We start from the raw sequence: 14,065 nt of genomic DNA on the forward strand, positions 1-14,065 counted from the left end.
AGCCAGAGGGCGCCTGCGCTGTCCCGGGCGAGCACGTCCATGGTCCCGTCGCCGTTGAAGTCGCCCGGACCGATGATGGCGGTCATGACGTTCCAGCCTTGGCCGACTTGGGTCCGGCCCAACCAGCCACCCGAGCCGTTGCCGGGGTACAGCCAGAGGGCGCCTGCGCTGTCCCGGGCGAGCACGTCCATGGTCCCGTCGCCGTTGAAGTCGCCCGGACCGATGATGGCGGTCATGACGTTCCAACCTTGGCCGACTTGGGTCCGGCCCAACCAGCCACCCGAGCCGTTGCCCGGGTACAGCCACAAGGTTCCGGCGGCGTCCCGGGCCAGCACGTCAGCAGCGCTGTCACCGTTGAAATCACCTGAGCCGATGATGGCGGTCATGACGTTCCAGCCCTGCCCGACCTGGGCCCGGTCCAACCACCCGCTTGAGCCGTTGCCCGGGTACAGCCACAAGGTTCCGGCGGCGTCGTGTGCGAGCACGTCCGTCGTGCCGTCGCCGTTGTAGTCCTTCCTGGGTGTGGCTCCGTCGAGCACCCTGACAGTATTGCTGAAGCTGGTGACGTAGATTTTGTTGGTTTCCGGGTTCACTGCCACCGAGTGGTGGCCTCCGGCGACAACGGTCGCGGAGGTGTTTGTCGCTCCGTCGATCACCGTCACGGCGTTGAACATGCTGCCATAGCCGGGGCCGGTGACGTAGATTTTGTTGGTCGCCGGATTTACAGCCAGCGCACTTCCACCTCCAGCCACGGTGGTTGGGGTGTTGGTGTCACCGTCAACCACCGTCACAGCGTCATCGCCGGAGACGTAGATTTTGTTGGTCCACGGGTTCACCGCCACCGCCCTCGGATAATTGGCAGTAGTAAGTTCCGCGTCGATCGTGTTGGTGGCGCCGTCGATCACGGTCAAAATGTTGCTGTCCCGATTGGCTACGTAAATTTTGTCGGTTTCCGGATTCACCGCCACGGACATCGGGTGGGATCCGGTGGCTATGGGAATGGTTGCTGTGGTGTTGGTGTCTCCGTCGATCACTGCCACGGTTCCCCCGTTGGAAGGGGCGACGTAGATGGTGTTGGTCACGGGGTTCACTGCCAGCTTGCCCACCCCGGTGGGTATGGGAATGGTTGTTGTGGTGTTGGTGTCCCCGTCGATCACCGCCACACGACGGCCGTCACCGGCGGCGTAAACCTTGTTGGTCACTTCGTTCACTGCCAGCATCCCCGCGTCGGGGATGACTGCGAAACCGATGTCGGAAACGGTGTTGGTGGCCCCGTCAATCATCCCCAGGGAGGCGCCACAGGCACAGCCGGAACCGTCACCTTTCGTGAAGTAGATTTTGTTCGTCTCCGGATTTACAACCATCGACCGGCCATCGCCAGACTTCGTCGTGTGGATGGTCTCAGTGCTGTTGGTGGGCCCGTCGATGACTGTCACGGTGTCGTCATAGTTGTTGACGTAAATTTTGTCAGTCGCTTGGTTCACCGCGACTGCCGCCGACCTGGGCCCCGTGTATACCGTGGTATCCGCTCGCGCCGGTTGGGCGAGTCCTCCGAACAACAGGGATCCCAGTGTCACTGCTGTGGCTAAAGCCGCAACAAGCCTCCGGGAGCCCCCTTTCCCAGCGGACCTGGTCTTCCGGCCTGGTTCGTCCAGGCCGATTGCCTCGTTACCTGAAGCATATTCGTGCTCCATGGCAGCTCCCCCCAGTTACGTACTGCTTTTGCCCAAGCTTGCCTGCAGACTACACCGTTCCGGACATTGAAAGCTGGCTCCTTAGCGCGCGTGGTGGGATGGCTGCAGGCTGTACACGGGGGTGGGGAGTCCCTCCATGCGGGCCTTGAGCTGCAGGGCGAGGTACTTGGAGTAGTGCCGGCTCTGGTGGAGGTTGCCGCCGTGGATCCAGAGGTTCTCGACGTTGGTGGGCTTCCACATGTTGCGCAGTTCGCCCTCCCACGGGCCCGGGTCCTTGGGGGTGTCGGAGCCGTAGCCCCAGCACTTACCCACCTGGTCGGCTACTTCGGGGGAGACGAGGTCCGCGAGCCAGCCGTTCATGGAGCCATAGCCGGTGGCGTAAATGATGACGTCGGCTTCGAGTTCGTCGCCTTTGTCCATGATCACGGCGTTCCCGGTGATTTTGCTGACCTGACCGTTGGCGAGTTTCACGCGGCCGTCGATGATCAGCTGCGAAGCGCCGACGTCGATGTAGTAGCCGGAGCCGCGTCGCAGGTACTTGAGGAACAGGCCTGAACCGTCCACCCCGAAGTCCAGCTCAAATCCGGCGGCTTCGAGCTGGGAGTAGAACCCGGCGTCGCGGTTTGCCATCTCTTGGTACACCGGGACTTGTGCGTCCGGAAGGACGCGGTAGGGGAGCGAAGCGAACAGGAGGTCGGCCTTTTCGGTGGTTACGCCGTTGGCCAGGGCCCTTTCGGAGTAGAGGTCCCCGAGGGCAAGGTCCATCAGCGATTCGCTGCGGGCGATGTGGGTGGAGGACCGTTGGACCATGGTGACGTCGGCGCCGTGCTCCCAAAGGTCGGCGCAAATGTCGTGGGCCGAGTTGTTGGAGCCGATAACCACCGCTTTCTTGCCGGTCCAGTCTCCGCCGCCGGGGTGCTTGGAGGAGTGGTATTGCTCGCCGAGGAAGGTCTCTGCGCCGTCGAAAACAGGGATGTTCGGGTAGCCGGAAACGCCCAGCGCGAAGACGAGTTGCCGGGGGCGCAAGGTGACGCGTTCGCCGTCGCGAATGACATTGACCTCCCAGGTGCCGCTTTCCTCGTCCCAGCGCGCCTTGGTGCATTCGGTGTTGGACCAGTAATTGAGCTCCATGATGGAGGTGTAGTGCTCCAGCCAGTCGCCGATCTTGTCCTTGGCTGCAAACACGGGCCAGTCGTCGGGGAAATTCAGGTACGGCAGGTGGTCGTACCAGACAGGGTCGTGGAGGTGAAGGGACTTGTAGCGGTTGCGCCAGGCGTCGCCGGGACGGGCGTTCTTGTCCACGATGATGGTGGGGACGCCCAGCCGGCGAAGCCTCGCGCCAAGGCCGATGCCACCCTGGCCGCCGCCGATGACCACCGCGTACGGCTGGTCCTCATAGCCGAGGCGGGCAGCCTCCTCCTCTTTGCGTTCCAGCCACGATTTCCGGCCCTTTTCGATGCTGTGGGTGACCCCTTGTTCGCGGTTGGGTCCCTTCTTTTCTTCGAATCCCTTGAGCTCCTGCATGGTGGTCAGGAGGGTCCAGCATTTGCCGTTGCGGAGCCGCAGGTGCGCATAGCCCCTGCCTTGCAGTGTTTCGAAATTCACCCAGGCTTCGGGGGCGGCGGGGTCGCCGGCGGCGTCTTCGGCAAGGGTCCACTGGGCAGGCTGGACGTCTGCGAGAACGGCTTCCAGCATGTCCTTGATGTCGGCCTTGCCCTCAAGGGTTTTGAGATTCCAGGTGAAGGAGACGAAGTCGCGCCAATACGACTCGTCTTCGAAGAGTTCCAATGCGGCGTTGATGTCCTGGCTGCGCAGAGCGTCGTCGAACTGCGTCAACCAGGCTTCCACGGCACCGTTGGCTGTGTCAGGCATGATTCCTCTTTCCGTTGCTGGCGAGGGGACACCATCCGGCACGTCATTGGCTGGAAAGTGGCCCACGTCACAAGTAAAGGGCGGAGGGGGTTACAAGAGGGTTACACGATGCGTTGCCGGTGGAAGCTAGGTCCCAACAACCGAGTATTCGCTCTTCAGTTTCGTGGACAGGCGTTCGATGTCCTTCGTTGACGGACTTCCGGAGGTCATCGCGCTGAAATCGACCACCATCCAGTTCCTGCCTCGCACAATGCTGATGTCGCCCTGCCGGGAGTCGGCCAGGATCTTGTAACTCTTCTCAACGCTTTCAGGGTCCGGGTAGAGGTCCACCTGCACGTGCTCGGAACACAGCCGCTGGGCCGAGACCAATTTGCGGCCGTCGCTCATCGGAACTATCGGATCGCCGACGGGCTGCGGATCGCATTCCAGGACGTCGTCCACGGCGGCAAACGCCTCATCGATGGAGTTGAAAGAGGGGAGGTCAGCGGCGGGCTTTTGTTGCCCTGTGCACGCGGTGATGCCGGCAAGAACCAGGCACGCAATTCCAATGGCCACTGAACGCTTGCGCTTTAGCATGCATACCCCCAAGGTTGTTGACGTCCTTTCAATGTACCCGCAGGGGCGGAAGCGTTCGACGGCGGTCGTGGCACCGGCCGCTGGAGCCCGGCCAAGGCCTAAGGCTTTGTAAGTCTTGGGGGAACTTATGTTCGCAGAGTAGCCCGCCGCATGACTGTAGACTTCTCCCCGGCCCACGAATGTGGTCGCTGACACATAAATGAGGGGGCTGCAGTGACCAATCTGCCGTTTAGAAAGCAAGAACCACTATCTGATCGCTCCACCGGGCGACATAGATCTGTTTCAGCAGTCCTAATTACCGTCTGTCTTGTGGCCGCAGCCTTATTCGGGGTGGCCTCTCCAGCTCAAGCGGATGTGCGGGTCACGGACATCGTGACAGGAAGCGGGCCGACCAACACGGTGGTGAATCCGGTGACGAATAAGGTCTACGTCGCCAATTTGGGTAGTCGTCACCTTTCAATCATTGATGGAGCGACTAATGCGGCATCCTCCGTCCAGCTGACTGGATATCCATCTGGATTAGCCGTGAACACTGTCACGAACAAGATCTATGTCTCGGTCGATGGCACCATTGTTGCTATCGATGGGGCCACCAACGCCGCGTCCGTGGTCTATTCGGGGCCTGGCGTTTGGCGGCTGGAGGTAAACGAGGCCACGAACCAAATCTTCGCCTTGGGCGGGGGCCCCAACAGCATTCTGATCTTTGACATCTCGACCAATACGAGTACAACGGTCCCGGTTGGGAGTTACCCCTCCGATATGGTCCTGAATTCTGCAACCAACAAGGTCTACGTGACCGACGTGGATAGTGACGTCGTTTATGTTGTTGATGGGACCTCCAAGACGTCGATTTCCCTACCGGCCGGCCTGCGCCCTTATCGCCTGGCATTAAACTCCGAGACCAACAAGGTCTACGTCAGCAACGAAAACAGCAGCGACGGTGGTAAAAGCCTGCGGGTGATTGATGGTGTCAGTAACTCGGTTACGCCCCTTCCGTTTTTCGAATTGCCGGGGGCCTTGGTTGTCAATAGCAAGACTGACACGCTGTACGTGGCTTCGGGAGGTCACTACTTGTCGGTTGTCGATCTAGCCACAAATCGTGTTTCAAAAGTCGAATATGGCGCCTTCCTGGACGGTCCCACCAACCTGGCGGTCAACGAAACCACGAATAGGGTTTACGCCGTGCATCCAAGTGCGGGCAAAGTCAGTGTTCTTCGTGCTGCCGTTGGCGACATGGACCTCATTCAGACCGGTAGATGGCCCCAAATGGCAGCGGTCAATGAGGCGACCAACAAGACCTACGTCTCCAACCAGCAGAGTGGTTCTGTTACGTTGATCGACGGTGCAGATGCTCCGCCAGCTTTCTCTGCCGCCGAGCCTCCGGGGATCGGAACTGTTGGCTCCCTCTACAACTACACGTTCAAGGCGACCGGTTCACCTGCGTCCTCCTTCGCCGTCCAGGCAGGCACGCTGCCTCCGGGCCTGACTTTGGACGGGAAGACAGGCAACCTGTCCGGAATCGCTTCAAAGACGGGGACGTACAACGTCCAGGTCAGTGCAGCTAACGGCGTTAGTCCTTCAGCGCTCACCAAATGGCTTACGATCGTCGTGAACCCGGCCAAGAACGACTTTACTTCTGATGGAAAGGCCGACACACTTGCCCGCGACGGGGTAGGAAATCTGTGGCTTTACGCCGGAAACACAGGCAGCCAGTTCCGCCCGAGAGTCCAGGTTGGTGCCGGCTGGAATGTAATGACTTCAATCCTGGCCCCCGGTGATCTCAACGGCGACGGCCGCCCGGACGTGCTGGCTCGTGACACCAACGGCGTTTTGTGGCTCTATCCCGGTAATGGCTACGGCGAGTGGTACCCGCGTATTCAGGTGGGGTCCGGTTGGAACATCATGACCTCAATTGTGGGTCCCGGTGACTTCAACGGAGATGGCAAACACGACGTTCTGGCCAGGGACGCTTCCGGTGCGCTGTGGCTCTACCCGGGCAATGGTTCGGCTGGGTGGCTTCCCCGCCTTCAAGTGGGTTCAGGCTGGAACGTCATGGACAAGATTGTGGGTCCCGGTGACTTCAACGGCGACGGCACGCATGATGTCCTGGCTACCGATACTGCGGGGACGCTGTGGCTGTATCCCGGCAACGGCAAGGCTGGGTGGCTCCCCCGCGTGCAGGTGGGTACCGGCTGGAACTCGATGACCGCCATCGTTGGCCCCGGTGACTTCAACAGCAACTTCCCGCCGGACGGGACAGCCGACCTCCTTGCCCGCGACGCCCAAGGCTTGCTCTGGCACTACCCGGGCGATGGCAAGGGTGGCTGGATGCCACGCTTCGGTGTTGGTTGGGGCTGGGATGCCATGACGGCAGTGCTCTAGGAACGTGTGTCAATGGCGGCCTCCTGCAAGGGAGGCCGCCATTGACTTTAATGTCTTTAGGACGGAGCAGCTGTTGCGATCCGCAGACCGCGGTCCAGCCGGCGGATCACCCGTGACTAAATGTTGAACGGCCTCATCACCACCATGATCACGATCGACAGCACAATATCCAGCACCGCCAGCACGATCCCGGCGGTAGCCTTGACGCCCTGTGTCTCCGCCTTGCGGGCAAAGATAAAGGCCGCGATCCCCAACGGAATTCCCAGGATGAACAACCCAATGACGCCCAGGACGATCGACGTCTTCTTGTATGACAGACCGAGTCTTCTTTGAATTTCAATCTCAGTGGCGTCGGCAGTGGTCGTCATGGTTTCCCCCTATTTTGTTGGCATTCGAGTTGAAGGATAACCCGTTAACGCCCCAAGTCACGCAGCCACCGGACCTAAGCATCCTTACCACCCCGCCCGGAAACCGCCCTATCCTTAATTGATGAGCCACTCCGCCGAATCCACCATCGCCTTCGAGGGCCAGTTCGCCCGCGACTTCCCCGAGCTGGCCATCCCGTGGCGCGCGGAGGAGGCCCCGGATCCGCAGCTTTTGCTGCTCAACCAGCCACTCGCCGTCGAACTTGGTTTTGATCCTGACTTCCTGCGGAGCCCGGAGGGCGTGCGGCTGCTGGTGGGCAATGCCGTCCCGGAGGCCGCTACCCCTGTTGCGCAGGGTTATGCGGGACACCAGTTCGGCTGGTATTCGCCGCGGTTGGGCGACGGGCGTGCACTCCTTTTGGGCGAAGTCGCCGACGCTGATGGGAGGCTCCGCGACATCCACCTGAAGGGGTCGGGCCGGACGCCGTTCGCGCGGAACGGTGATGGCCGGGCCGTCGTCGGGCCCATGCTGCGCGAGTACATCGTCAGTGAAGCGATGCACGCCCTGAATATCCCGACTACCAGGTCCCTGGCGGTCGTCGCGACCGGTCGCTCGGTTCCACGCGAGACGGTCCTGCCCGGCGCGGTCCTTACCCGCGTGGCGAGCAGCCACATCCGGGTTGGCAGCTTCCAGTACGCGAGGGCCAGCAACGACATCGAACTGCTGCGCCGGCTGGCCGACCATGCAATCGAACGCCACCACCCGTCGTCGAGCACTGAGGACAACCCGTACCTCGCCCTGCTCAAGGGGGTCATAGCGGTCCAGGCGCGGCTCGTGGCCCAGTGGATGCTGGTGGGATTCGTCCACGGCGTGATGAACACGGACAACATGACGGTTTCGGGCGAGACCATCGACTACGGTCCGTGCGCCTTTATCGACGGTTTCGATCCCGGCGCGGTGTACAGCTCGATCGATGAGCAGGGCCGCTACGCCTACCGCAACCAGCCGGTGGTGGCGGAGTGGAACCTCGCCCGGTTCGCGGAGTCGCTGGTGCCCCTGATCCACGAGGATGAGGAGCAGGCGGTGGCGCTCGCGGTGGAGGCGTTGGGCGGGTTCCGGCAGCAGTACAGCGCGGCCTGGTTCGGCGGTATGCAGGCCAAGCTTGGGCTGCCTGAGGGAATGGACGACGCCGGCGCCTCGCCTCTGGTGGATGACCTCCTTGAGTTGGTCAAGGAGGCGCGGGCCGATTACACCTCGTTCTTCCGTAATCTCAGCAAGGCCGCCCGAGGCGACGCCGAACCCGTCCGAGGCGCGGTCCTTGACCTTCCTGCCTTCGATGACTGGCTGGAGCGCTGGCGGGCCGTAGGGCCGGATGCTGATGCCATGGACCGGGTGAACCCGATCTACATTCCGCGCAACCATCTGGTGGAAGAGGCCCTTGCGGCTGCAACGGCCGGGGATATGGGCCCGACGGCGGAACTGCTTGAGGCGCTCGCTTCACCTTTCGTTGAACGCCCTGGTTTGGAGAAGTTCGCGACTCCGGCGCCTGAGAGCTTTGGCCCCTACCGGACGTTCTGCGGCACCTGAGTTAAATGCCAAGGGCAAGCGTCCCGGAGGGAATCGCTTGCCCTTGGCGTCTCTTTAGCCTTTAACTCCAGACTGCCCTGACCACCATGTCTGCGCCCGCAGCAAGATGGTTGCCTGTGTGTCCTGCGTCGAGAACGCAAACGTCCTCGGCCTCGGGCGGCCCGGTGGATACCAAGCACTCGGCGGCTTGGAAGCTCAGAAGGTCTACTGGGAGGCTGTCGCCTATGTGAAGTTCAGTCATGATGCCCTTTGTTTGTCCGGGCATCGCTTTGTTCGCTGGCCCGGGATTTTGGAGAGACTTCTCCTGTGCACGCCGGACTTCATCAGCGATAACTCCATACTGCCTTGTTGGATGGCTCCCGTCCACGTGGGCCGTTGCTTGCCTAGCTGATTTCGGTGTCCCTCACGATTGCCATGAGTTCATTGCGCAAGCTTTCGGAGTCCAGGTTGACGTTTGCAAGTACTGCGTTCTCCAGGCCGTGCGACTGTTCCAGCAGCTCCTTGCCGCGGGCGGTGATCGAGACCAGTTGGCCGCGGCGGTCGAAGCGGTTGGCTTCCCGGACAACGAAGCCCCGTAGCTCGAGCCTGGTGAGGAGCGGCCCGATGGTCTGGGCTTGGACGCGGATGTTCTGGGCCAGTTTCCCCGGGGCGATGGGGCCGGCCGTCGCAACGGCGTCGAGTGTCAGCACCGCCGGATAGGTCAGTCCCAGCGGGCGAAGTTTCTCATTCCAGGCAAGCTCCACCAGCCTTGCTGCAGTGGACAGCAACCGGCTGGTTGGCCAACGTTCCATATCAGGCATTCAGGCACCCCCGGCCTTATCGCTAATGATCAGGTTGCTTATTACATTACATGAATTGCTGCCCGGGGGAAGTTGATCACCTCACGTATGCGCTGGTGGGCTAGGGTTTCGCTATGTCGAAGCCTTTCGTGGAAGATACCGTCGGGCACGTTGTGCACTTCGTCGAACGCCTTGATGCAACAGGGCCGGCACCCCAGTCTCTGATGCTCCCGGAGCACCTTGGTGTGTTCGGTCGGCTCTTCTTCGCCGTGGTCAATGCGCTCGCTACCGTGGGTGCGGGGTGGGCTGTGTATCTCCTCTGGACGGAAGAGACTCCCGGGCTGTGGTTCAACGTGCTCTTCACGGTGGTCACTGCCGCCATTCCGCTGGTCTTGTGGATCATCCTGCTCGGCTCCGGTGTGGAGGCGAAGTCTGATGTCCAACGAGAAGCCGAATGGGAAGAAACCCGTGAGTCAGCCCGGGCGTGGCGCGGTTCGGTCGTGGCAAGAGATATTCAGCTGGCCGAGGAAGGATCAGTATCTTCGTTCGACCTGACTGTTGCTCTAGAGGACGGCTCAAATGTCAGAGGCCGCTGGCGCCCGGCGAAGGCGTCGTCAAGGCTGCCGCTTCAGCCGCAGGTCCCCGGCGTTGGTTCTGACGTGCTCGTTTGGCGGGTGCCAGGGGCGGATAGCGCGCCACTGATCATCCAGGTCATCGACCCGACGATTGTGCAGCACCGTCACTCATGAGTGCACGAGGCCCCATGATCACTTCTCGTCGACCCACCGTGCCAGCGCTTCGATCGGCTCGCGTAAGGCGAGCCCGCGATCGGTCAGTGCGTAGGCCCGGGTGTTGTGCTTGAGTGGCAGTCGGAACAAAACTCCGGCGGTTTCGAGCTCACGCAGGCGGGTTGCGAGGATGTTGGTCGGCACTCCCAGGTCGCGCTGCAGATCGCCGTATCGCTGGGGCCCGTCGAGCAACCGTTCCACGATAAGCAGGGCCCATCGTGCTCCGACTTTGTCGAGGGCCGCGGCGAGGTCGCTCACGCAGTCGGTTCGGTGTCCGGCTTCATCCAGAAGGGTGAGTAGTGGTAGCCGTCGGGGTCGTCGAATTGGCGCTGGTACATGAACGGGTAGTCGTCGGTGTCGCCGATCCGCCCGCCGGCGGAACCGGCGCGTTCGGTGAGCTCGTCGACCGCCTCACGGCTGCCGAGGTCGAATGAAACGGTGACTTTCGACGGCGTGTTGGGTCCGCCGACCAGTTCCTCGAAACCACCTACGCTCGCGTACATCTCGCGGCTGCCGAGCATGACGTATTGCTCCGGCGCGATCTCGAAGCATGAGACGTTGTGGTCTGACATCTTGGCATTGAGGGTCCAGCCAAGGGCGTTGTAGAAGTCGGTGGAGCGCTCGACGCTCTCAACGGGGCAGGTGATAAAGAGGCTCATGCGGCCATACTTGCAAAATGCAAGTACGCCGTCAAGGGTTTCTGGAGATCAAAGATTCGTTGGAGTAATTAGGCCACGCAAAGATTGCGTAATTCCGAGAAGGGGCTGTAATCTCCCCACTTAGGTACACCTAAACTCCGCATCACGTCACCGCATCGAGTGCCGCCTCCCCAAGGACCGACACGGCACCCGTCCCTCGAGAGGCCCCTATGTCCGTACTGCCCCCTGCCCCCGTCCGGGCAGCCCCGCTTCCCGTTGTCCCCAGCCCGACCCAGGACGGTTCAGGAGCCGGTCGGGGCCTAAGCCGGGGCCGCTTCAAGCTGGCACTGCTCGGGCTCTTGTGCACGGCGGGATGGGTCGCCTCACTGCTGGTGGGGCACTTTGTGGACTGTGGCCCTGAACTGCACCGCGTCGGGCTTGCGGTCCACATCCTTGCCTTGGTCCTGTCTTTCGGCACCATCCTGGTGGTCGATTGGCTGGGGCTGCTGTGGCTGCTGGGCAAGGTCCAGATGCATGAATCCGGAAGGCTGGAAGCCACCGCCAAGCCCCTGATCTGGGGTGGCCTGGCGTTGCTGCTGGCTTCGGGTGCCCTGATTGATCCGGACCTGGGCAATCCGGTCACGGTGATTAAGCTCGTGTGCGTTCTCGTGTTGATGCTCAACGGGCTGGGTATAGCCCCTGCCATGCACCAACTGCTGGCCCTCCCGCCGCAAACGCGTTTCGGTGAACTGGGCCGACGCCTCCGCATGAGGTTGTTAATCGCCCTTACTGTCTCCCAAACCTGCTGGTGGACGGCGGTGTTGATCGGCCTGGTCAACTCGACCCTCCGCCGTTGGGCAGGGGCCTAAGCGCAGGAGCCCAGAATCAGGACAGTTCGTACGCCGGCCGTCCGCCATTTCGTTCGTCACTGTGGACCTGAAGTGCGCGGCGCATGGCCTGGCGGTTTTCTTCCACGGCTTCAGGTTGGCCGGCGACACGGTAGAGGTCGGCGGCCCATTGGAACTCGTCGGCTGCAGACCGGAAGCGGGCTTCGTCAAAGAGGCGGCGGCCAATGTGGTGGCGGACGTACGCTTCCTCTTCAGGGGTACGGACTGTCCGGAGTGCCTTTTCGTGCAGCACGGCGGCGTCGTGCCAGTGGTACTGCCGTTGATGGATCTGCGCCAGGATCAGGAGCAGCTCACGGCGATCGGGGGAGTCGGAGTCGGGCAGCAGCTTGAGGCCTTCCTCCAGGGCTTGGCTGTCACGTCGCAGCAAGCCAAGGTACCTCACGCGCTCCACAGGCGGACAGTCGCCTTCCAGTGCAGCTTCGAGTGCGGCGCGGTTGATCACCACGTCGCGGAATGTCGAAGGGTCAGTACGCCAAAGACTTGCAGTATCTTCCACCGTGATGTGCCCCCCATAGGACTGTTACGGAGCCGACTGGGTTCGCAACCGCCGTCGACGGCTAGCTGCGGAAGTCTCCATAATCTCATGAAGTCCCCACCCCGCAAGTCGGTCGTCACCCGTTGACGTTGAGGCTGAACATCGGCTGCCCGGCACGCCGTGGTCGCCATCCTTCCGTTCGCTGCCCGAGTTTCGTGCCGCGTCGGTGATCGGAACAGTACTATCTTTAAGTGCACATACATGCACATATGTACTTAACTGATGGGATGGGTTTACTGGTGCTTTCGGTGTTGCGGGACGGGACGTACCGCCGGTTGTTCCTTGCGCAGGTCATTGCGCTGGTGGGCACAGGACTGTTGACGGTGGCCTTGGGGTTGCTGGCGTTTGATCTGGCGGGCAGTAATGCCGGTGCGGTGATGGGCACGGCGTTGTTGATCAAGATGGGCGCGTATGTGGGTTTCGCGCCGGTGATCAATGCTTTGGTGGCGCGGTTGCCGAAGAAGCCGGTGCTGATCGGCGCGGATCTGGTCCGGGCCGCGATGGCGTTGTGTCTGCCGTTCATCACGGAGGCGTGGCAGATCTATGTGGTGATTCTCCTGCTGCAGTCCGCCTCGGCGACGTTCACCCCGGCGTTCCAGTCGTTGATCCCGACGGTGTTGCGGGAAGAGCGTGCTTACACGCATGCGTTGTCGTTGTCTCGCCTGGCTTATGACATGGAAGCGTTGGTCAGCCCGGCGTTGGCGGCGTTATTGCTGACGGTGGTCAGTTACAACAACCTGTTTCTGGGCACGGTGGCCGGTTTCCTGTTTTCGGCCGGCATGGTGGTTTTCACCGCGTTGCCGAAGGTGGCTGCAGGGTCGGCGACGGGATCGTTGTGGCACCGGACCACGCTCGGGGTGTGGTTGTTCTGGCGGAACCGTCGGCTGCGTTCCTTGTTGGCGCTGAATCTGGTGGTCGCGGCCCCGACGGCGTTGGTGCTGGTCAATACCGTGGTCTACGTCCGCACCGTCCTGGGACGCCCGGATACGGATCTTGCCCTGGCGTTGGCGTGTTTCGGTATTGGGTCGATGATCGTTGCCCTGTCCGCATCCCGTGTCCTGGAGCGCTTCGGGGAACGCACGGTGATGCTGAGCGGTGCCGTCCTGATCCCGGCCACGCTGGCAGGAGTTACCGTGATGACATTAACCGGCCCGGCCTTGTGGGGCTGGCCGGCGCTGCTGGTGCTGTGGTTCTTGCTTGGCGCAGGCAATTCCACGATCCTGACCCCGTCCGCGAGGCTGCTGCGTGACGCCTCGGACGAGCACACCCGCTCGTATGTTTTCACTGCGCAGTTTTCCCTCTCGCACGCCTGCTACATCGTGGCGTATCCGTTGGCCGGGTGGCTCGGTGCGGCCGCGGGCCTGGGTCCTGCTGCCATTGCACTGACAGTTCTTGCGATACTGGGTACTGCAGGAGCATTCCTCTCCTGGCCCCGTCACGATGTTGTCATTGCCGGGGAACCCGTGAGCAAGGAGGACAGCGGTGAGCAGCCAACCGGAGCGCCCGTTCCGCGCCGCATCTGAAACACCCTCGCTGTTCCACCCGGTCACCCCGGATGCGGAGCTGCTGGAGAGCGCCGCGGGAACGCTGCGAATGCTGGCCGAACCGACCCGCCTGCACCTACTCTGGCAACTTGCCCAAGGACCGAAGACCGTCGGGGAGCTCGTCGACACGGCCTCCATGCCCCGCACCGTGGTCAGCCAACACCTGGCCAAGCTCCGCCTCTCGGGCCTGGTCGACACCCGCAAGGACGGACGGCACGTCATCTATTCCCTGCATGATGGGCACCTTGTCCGTCTGATCCAGGAAACCATCAACCACGCCGACCACCAGATCACCGGCGAACCCACCCACGACTAACCCACACGACTTCGGACGCTGGAATCGGGCAGGTAGTTCGCTCGTTGTCATAGGCAAAAGGTGAGTACAGGCTACCCGTG

15 protein-coding genes are annotated in these 14,065 nt (G+C 61.9%); 6 read left to right on the top strand and 9 right to left on the bottom strand.

The genetic code is table 11. From position 1 onward, the window contains the following. The 3 genes from ACFVSI_RS14850 to ACFVSI_RS14860 form a co-directional block, all read right to left on the bottom strand. Positions 1-1,484, bottom strand: a 1,484-nt coding sequence (locus ACFVSI_RS14850; protein ID WP_387825028.1) for an FG-GAP-like repeat-containing protein, incomplete at its 3' end; no start/stop codon positions are given. Between the two features lie 291 nt (positions 1,485-1,775). Next, a complete protein-coding gene (locus tag ACFVSI_RS14855; RefSeq protein ID WP_387825031.1) occupies positions 1,776-3,566 on the bottom strand; it encodes an NAD(P)-binding domain-containing protein in 1,791 nt (596 codons plus the stop codon). A 126-nt stretch (positions 3,567-3,692) separates the two neighbouring features. Then, entirely contained in the window at positions 3,693-4,142 is a 450-nt protein-coding gene (locus ACFVSI_RS14860; protein WP_387825034.1) for a hypothetical protein, read from the bottom strand. A gap of 525 nt (positions 4,143-4,667) precedes the next feature. Here ACFVSI_RS14860 and ACFVSI_RS14865 point away from each other — a divergent pair. After that, positions 4,668-6,524 carry an FG-GAP-like repeat-containing protein gene (locus tag ACFVSI_RS14865; protein WP_387825037.1) on the top strand — a complete coding sequence of 619 codons (1,857 nt, stop codon included), beginning with the start codon at positions 4,668-4,670 and terminating at the stop codon, positions 6,522-6,524. Between the two features lie 116 nt (positions 6,525-6,640). Here ACFVSI_RS14865 and ACFVSI_RS14870 read toward each other — a convergent pair whose 3' ends face one another. Further along, the gene (locus tag ACFVSI_RS14870) at positions 6,641-6,892 is read right to left on the bottom strand and encodes a hypothetical protein (RefSeq protein ID WP_387825040.1); all 252 of its coding nucleotides are present in this window, start codon (positions 6,890-6,892) and stop codon (positions 6,641-6,643) included. A 121-nt stretch (positions 6,893-7,013) separates the two neighbouring features. Here ACFVSI_RS14870 and ACFVSI_RS14875 point away from each other — a divergent pair, with 121 nt between their 5' ends. Next, entirely contained in the window at positions 7,014-8,477 is a 1,464-nt protein-coding gene (locus tag ACFVSI_RS14875) for a YdiU family protein (protein WP_387825043.1), read from the top strand. Positions 8,478-8,538: 61 nt separating this feature from the next. On the opposite strand, the gene ACFVSI_RS14880 is transcribed toward ACFVSI_RS14875, so the two are convergent. Together ACFVSI_RS14880 and ACFVSI_RS14885 are read right to left on the bottom strand one after the other, a co-directional pair. Beyond that, positions 8,539-8,718, bottom strand: coding sequence for a hypothetical protein (locus tag ACFVSI_RS14880; protein ID WP_144659223.1), 180 nt, complete (start codon positions 8,716-8,718; stop codon positions 8,539-8,541). 142 nt (positions 8,719-8,860) lie between these two features. Continuing rightward, positions 8,861-9,268 carry a MarR family winged helix-turn-helix transcriptional regulator gene (locus ACFVSI_RS14885; RefSeq protein ID WP_387825048.1) on the bottom strand — a complete coding sequence of 136 codons (408 nt, stop codon included), beginning with the start codon at positions 9,266-9,268 and terminating at the stop codon, positions 8,861-8,863. Positions 9,269-9,390: 122 nt separating this feature from the next. Between ACFVSI_RS14885 and ACFVSI_RS14890 the strand changes: the two genes are divergently transcribed. Then, a complete protein-coding gene (locus ACFVSI_RS14890) occupies positions 9,391-10,005 on the top strand; it encodes a hypothetical protein (protein ID WP_387825051.1) in 615 nt (204 codons plus the stop codon). Between the two features lie 18 nt (positions 10,006-10,023). Here ACFVSI_RS14890 and ACFVSI_RS14895 read toward each other — a convergent pair whose 3' ends face one another. Then, entirely contained in the window at positions 10,024-10,302 is a 279-nt protein-coding gene (locus ACFVSI_RS14895; protein ID WP_387825053.1) for a winged helix-turn-helix transcriptional regulator, read from the bottom strand. Next, complete coding sequence (locus ACFVSI_RS14900) at positions 10,299-10,703, bottom strand: VOC family protein (protein ID WP_387825056.1); 405 nt, start codon at positions 10,701-10,703, stop codon at positions 10,299-10,301. The genes ACFVSI_RS14895 and ACFVSI_RS14900 overlap by 4 nt, the downstream gene beginning before the upstream one ends. A gap of 209 nt (positions 10,704-10,912) precedes the next feature. Here ACFVSI_RS14900 and ACFVSI_RS14905 point away from each other — a divergent pair, with 209 nt between their 5' ends. Then, positions 10,913-11,551, top strand: coding sequence for a hypothetical protein (locus tag ACFVSI_RS14905; protein WP_387825059.1), 639 nt, complete (start codon positions 10,913-10,915; stop codon positions 11,549-11,551). Between the two features lie 16 nt (positions 11,552-11,567). Here ACFVSI_RS14905 and ACFVSI_RS14910 read toward each other — a convergent pair whose 3' ends face one another. Further along, entirely contained in the window at positions 11,568-12,035 is a 468-nt protein-coding gene (locus ACFVSI_RS14910) for a hypothetical protein (protein ID WP_387825062.1), read from the bottom strand. A 329-nt stretch (positions 12,036-12,364) separates the two neighbouring features. On the opposite strand from ACFVSI_RS14910, the gene ACFVSI_RS14915 reads away from it, so the two are divergent. After that, the gene (locus ACFVSI_RS14915) at positions 12,365-13,648 is read left to right on the top strand and encodes an MFS transporter (protein ID WP_387825194.1); all 1,284 of its coding nucleotides are present in this window, start codon (positions 12,365-12,367) and stop codon (positions 13,646-13,648) included. Continuing rightward, positions 13,608-13,985 (top strand): ArsR/SmtB family transcription factor, encoded by a 378-nt coding sequence (locus tag ACFVSI_RS14920; RefSeq protein WP_387825065.1) that lies wholly within the window; start codon positions 13,608-13,610, stop codon positions 13,983-13,985. Before ACFVSI_RS14915 ends, ACFVSI_RS14920 begins: the two co-directional genes overlap by 41 nt. Positions 13,986-14,065 lie beyond the last annotated feature (80 nt).

The sequence above is a fragment of the Paenarthrobacter sp. NPDC057981 genome (assembly GCF_042886835.1).
GTDB lineage: Bacteria > Actinomycetota > Actinomycetes > Actinomycetales > Micrococcaceae > Arthrobacter.

Bases quoted from the DNA above. Each gene is read 5' to 3' on its own strand.
- ACFVSI_RS14900 (WP_387825056.1), bottom strand. From the start codon at position 10,703: ATGAGCCTCTTTATCACCTGCCCCGTTGAGAGCGTCGAGCGCTCCACC.
- ACFVSI_RS14880 (WP_144659223.1), bottom strand. From the start codon at position 8,718: ATGACTGAACTTCACATAGGCGACAGCCTCCCAGTAGACCTTCTGAGC.
- ACFVSI_RS14890 (WP_387825051.1), top strand. From the start codon at position 9,391: ATGTCGAAGCCTTTCGTGGAAGATACCGTCGGGCACGTTGTGCACTTC.
- ACFVSI_RS14905 (WP_387825059.1), top strand. From the start codon at position 10,913: ATGTCCGTACTGCCCCCTGCCCCCGTCCGGGCAGCCCCGCTTCCCGTT.
- ACFVSI_RS14855 (WP_387825031.1), bottom strand. From the start codon at position 3,566: ATGCCTGACACAGCCAACGGTGCCGTGGAAGCCTGGTTGACGCAGTTC.
- ACFVSI_RS14875 (WP_387825043.1), top strand. From the start codon at position 7,014: ATGAGCCACTCCGCCGAATCCACCATCGCCTTCGAGGGCCAGTTCGCC.
- ACFVSI_RS14870 (WP_387825040.1), bottom strand. From the start codon at position 6,892: ATGACGACCACTGCCGACGCCACTGAGATTGAAATTCAAAGAAGACTC.
- ACFVSI_RS14860 (WP_387825034.1), bottom strand. From the start codon at position 4,142: ATGCTAAAGCGCAAGCGTTCAGTGGCCATTGGAATTGCGTGCCTGGTT.
- ACFVSI_RS14885 (WP_387825048.1), bottom strand. From the start codon at position 9,268: ATGGAACGTTGGCCAACCAGCCGGTTGCTGTCCACTGCAGCAAGGCTG.